Origin of the sequence: Limnospira sp. (genome assembly GCF_051859755.1) — a bacterium.
Classification (GTDB): domain Bacteria; phylum Cyanobacteriota; class Cyanobacteriia; order Cyanobacteriales; family Microcoleaceae; genus Limnospira; species Limnospira fusiformis.
The window spans coordinates 727-1074 of the sequence record NZ_JBIMLI010000361.1 but is presented as its reverse complement, the minus strand read 5'-3'; the positions used below and the strand labels follow the sequence as shown (position 1 = coordinate 1074).

General features: G+C 52.0%; 1 protein-coding gene. It reads left to right on the top strand.

What is annotated here, in order from left to right; all coding sequences use genetic code 11:
• Window positions 1-348 (top strand): hypothetical protein (locus tag ACTIE0_RS24635; protein WP_439517057.1); only part of this gene is annotated, 348 nt, incomplete at both ends.

Sequence of the window (348 nt, the reverse complement as noted above, 5' to 3'; positions counted from 1 at the left end):
CCCGACGGTTCAGGAACACAACCCCCTGTAACCGTCGCCACATTTATCGGTAATCCCCGATTATCTATTGATGATATATTGCTGATTGGAACCACCACACCAGAACCCGAACCTACTCCTGAGCCGGAACCAGAGCCGGAACCATTACCCGAACCATTACCCGAACCATTACCCGAACCTACTCCTGAACCTACTCCTGAACCTACTCCTGAACCTACTCCTGAACCCGAACCATTACCTGAACCTACTCCTGAGCCGGAACCAGAGCCGGAACCATTACCCGAACCTACTCCTGAACCTACTCCTGAACCTACTCCTGAACCTACTCCTGAACCCGAACCATTACCT